Source organism: Chryseobacterium pennipullorum (genome assembly GCF_003384725.1).
Lineage (GTDB): Bacteria > Bacteroidota > Bacteroidia > Flavobacteriales > Weeksellaceae > Chryseobacterium > Chryseobacterium pennipullorum.
Genome location: NZ_QNVV01000008.1, coordinates 198,685 through 208,445 on the forward strand (window position 1 = coordinate 198,685; position 9,761 = coordinate 208,445).

Annotated in this window: 6 protein-coding genes; 4 read left to right on the plus strand and 2 right to left on the minus strand. The window is 37.5% G+C overall.

Translation table 11 applies throughout. The features are described 5' to 3' along the window. Nucleotides 1–223: 223 nt before the first annotated feature. Together DRF67_RS11100 and dinB are read right to left on the minus strand one after the other, a co-directional pair. Nucleotides 224–3,298 carry a DNA polymerase III subunit alpha gene (locus DRF67_RS11100; RefSeq protein WP_115928373.1) on the minus strand — a complete coding sequence of 1,025 codons (3,075 nt, stop codon included), beginning with the start codon at nucleotides 3,296–3,298 and terminating at the stop codon, nucleotides 224–226. 12 nt (nucleotides 3,299–3,310) lie between these two features. Continuing rightward, nucleotides 3,311–4,453 (minus strand): DNA polymerase IV, encoded by a 1,143-nt coding sequence (dinB, locus tag DRF67_RS11105; RefSeq protein ID WP_115928374.1) that lies wholly within the window; start codon nucleotides 4,451–4,453, stop codon nucleotides 3,311–3,313. Nucleotides 4,454–4,514: 61 nt separating this feature from the next. On the opposite strand from dinB, the gene DRF67_RS11110 reads away from it, so the two are divergent. The 4 genes from DRF67_RS11110 to DRF67_RS11125 all read left to right on the plus strand — a co-directional run bounded on the left by DRF67_RS11110 (nucleotide 4,515) and on the right by DRF67_RS11125 (nucleotide 9,587). Further along, the gene (locus DRF67_RS11110) at nucleotides 4,515–5,297 is read left to right on the plus strand and encodes an XRE family transcriptional regulator (protein ID WP_115928375.1); all 783 of its coding nucleotides are present in this window, start codon (nucleotides 4,515–4,517) and stop codon (nucleotides 5,295–5,297) included. A 97-nt stretch (nucleotides 5,298–5,394) separates the two neighbouring features. Beyond that, the gene (locus tag DRF67_RS11115) at nucleotides 5,395–6,009 is read left to right on the plus strand and encodes an alpha-ketoglutarate-dependent dioxygenase AlkB family protein (protein WP_115928376.1); all 615 of its coding nucleotides are present in this window, start codon (nucleotides 5,395–5,397) and stop codon (nucleotides 6,007–6,009) included. Nucleotides 6,010–6,107: 98 nt separating this feature from the next. Then, nucleotides 6,108–7,496 (plus strand): DUF3945 domain-containing protein, encoded by a 1,389-nt coding sequence (locus tag DRF67_RS11120; RefSeq protein ID WP_115928377.1) that lies wholly within the window; start codon nucleotides 6,108–6,110, stop codon nucleotides 7,494–7,496. Nucleotides 7,497–7,517: 21 nt separating this feature from the next. Beyond that, nucleotides 7,518–9,587, plus strand: a complete 2,070-nt coding sequence (locus tag DRF67_RS11125; protein WP_115928386.1) for a type IA DNA topoisomerase — start codon at nucleotides 7,518–7,520, stop codon at nucleotides 9,585–9,587. Nucleotides 9,588–9,761: the final 174 nt, after the last annotated feature.

Consider the following 9,761-nt stretch of genomic DNA (forward strand, 5'->3'; position numbering starts at 1 on the left):
AGTAGTATCTAAGATTAAATATTCACCAATATCAGTATCTTCTAATACATTTAGTACTATTCTCTCACCATCACTTCCGGGATTTATAATTTTGTCAATTTTTACTTCATAGTATTTTTATTTAAAATAATTTATTAATCGCCATTCTATATAGCTTTAACAAAGGTACAATCATTCTACGCAATGTATTTACGTAATCAAAAATGACATGATTTTTTTTCAATTACCTCATCTTTTCCCTCGGCAACCCAATCTCATGTTCCTGTGGATAAGGTTTTCTAAAGGTCATACTAACGTCTTCCCTAAGATTTCTTTGTGTTTCCTGAGATTTTTCCTGGTCCATTGAATACCTGGGATCGGGAATGAAGGGCATTTTTGCCATTTTATGAATGGTAATCGTAGGAAAATGGAAGTCGACTTCCACAGTTCCCAACAGCAGATAACATCCTCCGCCCTGAAAAGGATATTGTTTAAGAGAATCCGGAAAATGAGCGGTATCAAAATACTCCCCTTCTGCGTCAATCCAGGTCCCAAAAAACATTTCATCTCTTTTATTTCCTTCCCGTTTATTTTTGATAGGAACATGTTTTCTCGAAATCAGATATGCCAGCATTTTCACCTGCTTCTTATGGTATTTTATCAGATTCTTAGCCATGACTGATCCACGGTATTTTGTCTGCAGAAGATCAAAAGGAGAAAAGGAAACCGGAAACCCCAGAATTTCTATTTCATCAAAAGCATCTTCAAACTTATTTCTTTCAATCTTAGGAAGGTGATAACTTTTTTGCGGCTCCTCCAATAAGGTAGGCTGCCGGTAAACCTCTTTATTATTACCTAATAAAAATCTTGCTTCAATAAGCAGCTCATGTTTTTGTTTTCCTGTAAACCGGAATGCACCGATAAAAATCAGGATCTGTAATATTTCGATGCCTATAGGAATTCTCTTGACAAAGTTCTCTAAGGACCGATATTCCCCATTCTTTTTTCTTTCTTCGGGAATCAACTGACCCAGCCTTCCTTCCAGTTTTTCGATATGCATCAATCCCAGATAGACATCAGTCCCATATACTGTGGTCTGCCATTCACTGAGATTGACACAGGGATTATTAATGGTAGCACCAGACATCTTAGCTTCATGCACGTATACTTCCGTTCTGTAAAAGCCACCGCCGTTATTGATTGCGCACACCATGAACTCGATAGGATAAAAGACTTTAAGGAATAGACTCTGGTAGCTTTCAACGGCATAAGATGCGGAATGTGCTTTACAAAAGGAGTATCCGGCAAAAGATTCTATCTGGCGGTAGACTTCTTTAGACAGCTGTTCAGGATGCCCTTTTGCTCTGCAGGATTCAAAAAAATGATCTTTCACTTTCTGAAGTGCAGCCAGAGAACGTCCCTTACCGCTCATTGCCCTTCGAAGAACATCACCATCGGAGGCAGGCAGTCCTCCGAAGTGTAAGGCAATCTTGATGACGTCTTCCTGGTATACCATAATGCCGTAGGTTTCACCCAGTTCCTTTTCGAAAACCTCATGAAAGTATTCAAACTGAGTAGGATTATTATGTCTGAAAATATACTCTTTCATCATTCCGCTTTGCGCTACACCCGGGCGAATAATCGATGAAGCAGCCACGAGCACTTTATAATTATCGCATTTCAGTCTTCTCAGCAATCCCCGCATGGCGGGCGATTCAATATAAAAACATCCGATAGTTTTTCCGATACTCAGAAATTCATTACATTTTACCTCATCTTTAGAAAGGGCTGTATCTTCGATATCTACTTTAATCCCTCTTTTTTTTTCAATTAGTTGTACGGTATCATTAATAGTTCCCAACCCCCGTTGTGAGAGAATATCAAATTTTTCCAGTCCGATATCTTCAGCGGTATGCATATCGAACTGTACAATCGGAAATCCTTTAGGAGGCATCTCCAGTGCAGAATAATTGGTAATAGGTTCTTCCGATATCAAGATTCCACATGAGTGCATACTTCTCTGATTAGGAAATTTCTCTAATAATTTCCCATATTTATGAACCAATCTGAATACTGAATTATCATCATGCTGATTCATGGGTTTTGTCGCCAGGGCATCCAGTTCTTCTTTCGGAAGCCCAAATGCTTTTCCCACTTCACGGAAAATAGAACGGTATTTAAACTCAACATTGGTTCCGCAAAAAGCCACATGATCTTTGCCATACTTTTTAAAAATATATTCCAGAATAATATCCCTTCTCTGCCAGCTCCAGTCAATGTCAAAGTCAGGGGGAGTCTTGCGGTTCAGATTCAGAAACCGTTCAAAATACAAGTCAAGTTCTAACGGACAGATAGCGGTAATTCCGATGCAATAACTAACAATTGAGTTAGCTCCACTCCCCCTTCCTACATGCATAAACCCCATTTTATTACTGTATTGGATAATATCCCAGGTAATCAAAAAGTACGCACAGAAATTCAACTGGTCAATGACTGCCAATTCCTTTTCCAGCCTTTGTTTAGCTTCTGTATGATTCATTGAATACTTTTTTTCCAAACCTTCATAGGCTAATTTTCTCAGCAGCTTAATGTCATTTTCTTTTGAATCCGTATAATACTTCTTGTTTTTAGGAGTGGAAAAATCAAAATCAAAACTGCAGTAACCGATTATCATTTTAGTATTTCCGATAATCTGAGGATAATGAATATATTTCTGTAACAGTTCTTTTTTATCAACAAAAGTTTCTGTAGCCTTACATACATCTGATTCATTAAGCTTTGATAACAATGTATTGTTGTCAATGGCCCGCAATATCCTGTGCAGGTTATATTCCTGTTTTGTTTTAAATGTTACGGGATGAAGAATAACCATTTTGGGAATCAGCTTTTTCAGTTTAGGTTTGATCAGCAGATTAAGTTCCTCATATCGAATACCGATGAATTCATTATCAGATAATTTTTCCGGCAGATTATGCAGAGGATAAATGATGATATTGTCAGGCAGATCAGGATTGATCTTTGGAATCTGTACATGTTCACAATTGTAATTGGTGAGGAGTTTATTGACTTCTCCGATCCCTTTCGGATTTTTGGCGAGGCAGATATAGTATAATTCATAATCTACCCTGACTTCCATGCCTACAATAGGCTTGATCCCCTTTTCCTTACAAAGCTTATAGAAATCATAGATTCCGGTAACAGTATTGATATCCGTTAATGCTAAACATCTTACATTATGCTCAGCAGTCTGCTGAACAAGATCCTGAATAGGAATGGTTCCATAGCGTAAGCTGTGAAAAGAATGACAATTGATAAACATAACCTAAAATTTTTAACGTATTAAACCTGAAGCCCTGCATACACTGGTTGTACCAAACCTGTTTTTAATCTTGTCCATTGCCTGATACAGTGAGATCTGTTCCTCAGTATCTTCAAAAAGATTCATCTGGTGGCATCCATGAACCAGGTTGGTAAATTTTACACCCACCATTCTGATCCTGATTCTTCTGGTATAGAGTTTATTGAACAGTTCAAGTACATATTTGAGTAAGGTATGATCAGCTGAAGTATGAGGGATTCTACATTGCTTTGTTTCCGTATCAAAGTTGGAATATCGGATTTTTACCACCACTGTGGAAGTAAGCCATTTCTCTTCTCTCAACTGGTAACATAACTTTTCCACCATTCCTGAAAGAATGCTTCTCACAGCAAACACATCAATGGTATCCTGTGAAAAGGTATCTTCCGTAGAAATGGATTTTCTTTCAGAATACTGCATGACGGGCGTTTCATCAATCCCATTGGCTTTTTTCCAGAGCACTGTTCCGTTTTTGCCAATCAACTGCTGCAATACATCAGGCGGGGTCTGGGAAAGCATTTCAATGGTACGGACTCCTAATCTTGACAGTAACTGGAATGTCTCATTGCCTACCATTGGAATCTTCTTAATAGATAAAGGATTCAGAAAAGGCTGAACATCTTTTTCTTTAACCTCCAGTTTTCCGACAGGTTTAGATTCGCCTGTTCCTATTTTAGCCACGGTCTTATTGGTAGAGAGTGCAAAACTGATGGGAAGCCCTGTGTTGTCTGTTACTGCCTGTGCCACTTCCTGAGTCCATTTATAGCAACCAAAAAACTTATCCATTCCTGAGAGATCAAGATAGAACTCATCAATACTTGCTTTTTCCATTACCGGAACTTTATCTCTGATTACTTCGGTGACAAGTTGAGACATGTTAAGATACATATCCATATCACCTTTAATCACCATTGCTTCAGGGCATAAGCGTAAAGCCATCTTGATGGGCATAGCCGACCGTACGCCAAAGAATCGTGTTTCATATGAGCAGGATGCAACAACCCCACGGTCACCACCTCCAATGATGATCGGTCTTCCCACCAATTCTGAATTCTTTTTCCGTTCGCAAGAGACGAAAAAAGTATCCAGATCCATATGTACTATCGAACGATTCATGCGACAAAATTAGATACTATTTGTCTCAAAATTTATATATTTGCTGGTATAAATTATACCAATGTCAATTTTTTCAGAAAACATCAGGTTTCTGAGAGATCAGAAAAAAATCTCTCAGGCAAAGATTTCAGCTGACCTTACCATTACCCGTGAACGGTATGCGAAGTACGAAGATGGTCGCTCTGAACCACCGATTGAAATCTTATTAAGGATTTCAAAATATCATAAGGTCAGTATTGATTTACTGGTCAGTATTGATATTCGTAAATACCCTTTAGATGATATTGTTAAACTTCCGGGTAATAAAATTATTTTACCTGTTGTCGTAGATTCAAATGGCGATAATTTTATTGAGATTGTTCCTCAAAAAGCTTCTATGGGTTATCTGAACGGATACAGCGACCCTGAGTATATGGAAAACCTTCAGAAGATGCAGCTTCCGTTTCTGAAAAACGGCAAGTTCAGAGCCTTTCTTGCAGATGGAGATTCTATGCCTCCTTTTGCAGATCAGTCCATTATTATTGGGGAATATGTTGAAAGACCTGAAGATCTCAAAGCCAAAAAAGAATATATTTTTGTTACGACTGAGGGAATCACCTATAAAACTTTTGTTAAGCGGAATTCAAGAACAATTACGGTGGCTGCGGATAATATGTTTTATGAGCCTTATGATATTCTTCTTAAAGATGTCGTGGAAATATGGAGGTATGTCAGAGGAATTTTACCTCAGGACTACAAACCGCATTATCTGCCTGATGAGGAGAGTCTGAAAAATCTGGTCAATGATGCCAAACGCAGTATCAGTAATCTAGAAAACAGGCTGCTTAATATGAAAACAAAATAAAACTTCCCCGAAGGGAAGTAAAAAACACAAATGATGAAAAAAAAAATCCCAATGAATCGGGATTTTGTAAAAGTAAAAATTTTATTAAAAATTGACAATGAGCCAGCTCAGTTTATTTAATGCCGAAGAATTTTATGAGTTTCCAAAAGATCTTTTGGAATACAGGGAACATTTTTTAAGTGCGGAAGAGGCGGATACACTTAAAGCATTACTATTAGAGAATACTCCTTGGGAACAGCGTACTCAAAAGATGTATGACAAAATGGTTTTGACCCCGAGATTAACAGCATGGTACGGTGATGATAAGAAATCGTATCAATCAGCAGACAGCAACTCCTCAAAGACTAATTCATGGACCCCGGAACTACTTTCGTTAAAAGAAAGAATTGAAAATGAGTTCGGATACAGATTTAATGGTGTATTGTTGAACCTTTACAGAGATAACAATGATTCTGTTGCATGGCATAGGGACAAAGAAAGCAGATATGGGAAACGACCGGTTATTGCTTCAATAAGTCTCGGACAAACCAGGAATTTCGATTTCAGAAAGAAAGACCATCATCAGAGTAAATACAGTCTGCCGCTTCCCCATGGTTCTTTGCTTATTATGAAAGGTGATTTACAGGAAAACTGGGAGCATCGAATTGCTAAATCAGCCACTCCTATGAAAGAGCGCATCAATCTTACTTTCAGATTAATTAATAATATCTGATTCAACCTTTTACCGCCAAAGGCTTCCACTTCATTCCAACCTATTTTCTTAACGAGTTTAGTCCGCTAACTTCGATGTTAAATTAAATATTTAGCATCATGGAAGACATTCAAAACACTCAACCGGATCCTTCTTTAATCAATATTCTGTTGGTTTTCAATCCCAAAACCAATAAGATTGAAGCTGTGAAAACAGTAGATGATAAAGGAGATCTGAAAACAGTACCCAACACCAAGAAAAATCAGAATCAATTTCTCAAGATTGATAAACAGGGTGATCTATTCTCTAACTTTTTCTCCAATTTTTTGAGTCAACTTAAAAATCCGACTCTGTTCAACTTTTTTAAATTGCCACTCAAAGAATCAGAGAAGATCGGAAAACAGATCCAGCATCACCTTACCCACCCCAGTACTGAGGGTGAAGAATTTCTGAAGACCTACAAAATATTAACCCCAAATACCAATACGATGAGTACAAACCCTTTATCAGAAAAAGAGTATCAGTATTCTGCTGATCAAATCGACTGGAATATGATGTCAAAATTCGGCTTAACTCAAGAAAAATTAGAAAAAGCAAATGCTTTAGATCCTATGTTAAAAGGATTTAAAACCAACGGTCTTGTTCCTGTCACCATCAATCTCGGAACAGCCCTTACCAGAATGGATGCCCGGCTTTCACTGAATACCAATGATGCCGGAGATGTGGTCATCAATATTCATGGAATCAGAAAAGAACCCAATTTCAATTTTAAATTTCTGGGTCATGAGTTTACTGCAGAAGACAAAAAAAATTTAATGGAAAACGGGAATATGGGACGTGTTGTGGAGCTTATTAATCCAAAGACTGATGAAATTATTCCTTCTGTTATCAGCAGAGACCGTCTCACGAATGAACTGGTTGCTTATAAAGTTGAAAATATCAAAATTCCCGATGAGATTAAAGGTATCAAATTAAATGAAGAGCAAAAGCAAACTTTAATAGAAGGCAGGGCATTATATCTGGAAGGCATGATTTCTTCCAAAGGAGAGCCCTTTAATGCACATGTTCAGTTTAATGCTGATAAAAAATATGTGGAATTTTTATTCGATCATAAAGAGCGTCAACAACAATCTCATTCAGAAATTCCAAAAACATTCAGAGGCAAAGATTTAAGTGATGAACAGTATGAGAAATTTAAAGGTGGGCAAACCATCTATCTGGATGGACTGCTGGATAAAAAAGGCCAGCCCTATCAGGGTTATATCACCCTTAATCAAGAGACAGGAAAAGTAGATTTTTCGTTTCAGAATCCAACTAAAGCGAGAGAACAGGCAAGACCTACGGAGGGACACAAAACACAAACGGCAGTTAATTCAGAAGGTAAAACCAATGAAGCCACTAAGAATTTAAAAGAACCGTTACAGAAAGGACAACAAACCCCTAAAGATAAAATTCAGCAGGCAAAACAGGATAAGACACAGTCTCGTGCAAGAAGACGCGGTGTCTGATGTAACATAATGAAGAACGGTATGAAAGTAGTATTAGCAGAAAAACCCAGTGTTGCCAGAGAAATAGCGATAGTCTTGGGAGCGACTGAAAAGAACGACGGATATTTAACAGGTAATGGCTATGCCGTTACCTGGTCTTTTGGCCATTTACTGGCATTGGCGATGCCTGAAGATTATGGTATTTCAAGTTTTAGCAAGGAGGCATTGCCTATTTTACCCGAACCATTCAAACTAACTGTCAGAAAAGTAAAAAAGGGCAAGCAGTTTTTAGTGGACCCTGGAGCATCCAAACAACTGAAAATCATTGAAAAGTTATTCGATGCAGGTGACCGTATTATTGTCGCTACAGATGCAGGAAGAGAAGGAGAGCTTATCTTTCGGTATATCTATGAATATCTGAATTGCAAGAAACCGTTTGAAAGGCTATGGATCAGTTCCCTAACACAAAAAGCCATTCAAAATGGTTTTCAAAATTTAAAACCCGGAGATCAGTATGATGGCTTATTTCATGCGGGTCAGTGCAGAAGCAGAGCCGACTGGTTATTAGGGATTAATACCACTCAGGCATTGACTATAGCTGCAGGTAGCGGATTGTATTCCTTAGGTAGGGTTCAGACTCCGACATTAGGTTTAATCTGCAAACGTTATCATGAACACAAAAATTTCATCAGTCAGAAATACTGGCAAATTGGGTTGCGGCATCAAAAAGATTATACAGAATTTAAAAGTCTTGGTAAACTAAAATTCACAGAAAGAAAACAAGCTGAAGATATTGTAAAAGCATTGGAAAGAAACCCGACAACAGCAACCATTACTTCCATTGATGTAAAGACGGTAAAAGAGCAACCCCCTCTCCTTTTTGATTTGACAGGTCTGCAAAAAGAAGCAAACAAGAGGTTAAATTTCAGTGCAGAGGAGACGCTGAATATTGCTCAGAGTCTCTATGAGAATAAATTTATTACCTATCCCCGAACGGGAAGTCAATACATCCCGGAAGATCTATGGCAGGAAATACCTGATCTCATCAGAATTCTTCAGGAAAAGGAGCCATATAAAAATGCAGTAGGCTCACTTCCTTGGGGAAACTTCAGCAAAAGAATTGTCAATGATGTGAAAGTTACCGATCATCATGGACTGCTCACTACTGAAAAAATTCCTTCAGCACTTACGGCAAAAGAGAATGCTATTTATGAACTGATCGCTTTTCGATTACTGGAGGTTGTTTCACAGCCTTGTATCAAAGAAATTACAGATGTTGGTTTAGAGGTGCTTCATTTTGATTTTGCAGTCCAGGGATGTAAAATCCTGCAAAGAGGTTGGCGTAATATAGCCGGTATTTCTTCAGATGATTTTGAGACGGTTGAGGAGTTGCCTGAGGTCAGGGAAGGTGCAGAACTTAAAATTAAAGAAATTACGATCTTTGAAAAGAAAACCCAGTCTCCAAGCCTTTATACTGAAGGAAGCCTATTGTCTGCAATGGAAAATGCAGGGAAAGATATTGAAGAAACAGAACAACGGAAGATATTAAAAAATATAGGCATTGGCACACCTGCAACAAGGGCATCTATTATTGAGACGCTAATTCATCGGGATTATATTAAAAGAGATAAAAAATCAATCATCCCAACTGACAAAGGTCTATATGTTCATGATCTCGTAAAAGATAAAAAAATAGCTGATATTTCTTTAACTGCAGAATGGGAACTGGAAATGCAGCGTATAGAAAATAATGAATCCAAGGAAGCTGAATTTCAAAAGCAAATCGAAAGCTATACAAAATCTGTTACTGATGAATTACTGCACATCCACATTGAACGGCCTGATGTTCCCAATATTATATGTCCAAAATGTAAAACGCAGTATTTGGTTATTCATGATCATATTGTAAAATGTCGTGATATTCGTTGCAGTTGGTTGCAGTTTAGAAATATCTGCGGTATACAAATCTCAGTATATGATATCGAAAGCCTTATTAACACAGGTAGAACTTCATTAATAAAGGGAATGAAAAGTAAGTCAGGAAAAACTTTTAACGCTTATATTACACTGAATGAAAAGGCTGAAAGCTCATTTGAATTTGAAAGAAGCTGATAGATTAATTTCCTTTTAAGTGAAGCAAACTATATTTACAATACAACTCATAGATGAGGTGAATCGGAAAAAAAAGGTAGTATCTCACTAACTGTGTAAGTTAAAAAGTTATTCTGGAAAATTTTGAGCCCTTACAGCTCAAAAAATTTTACGGAAATAACTTTTTATTATTTT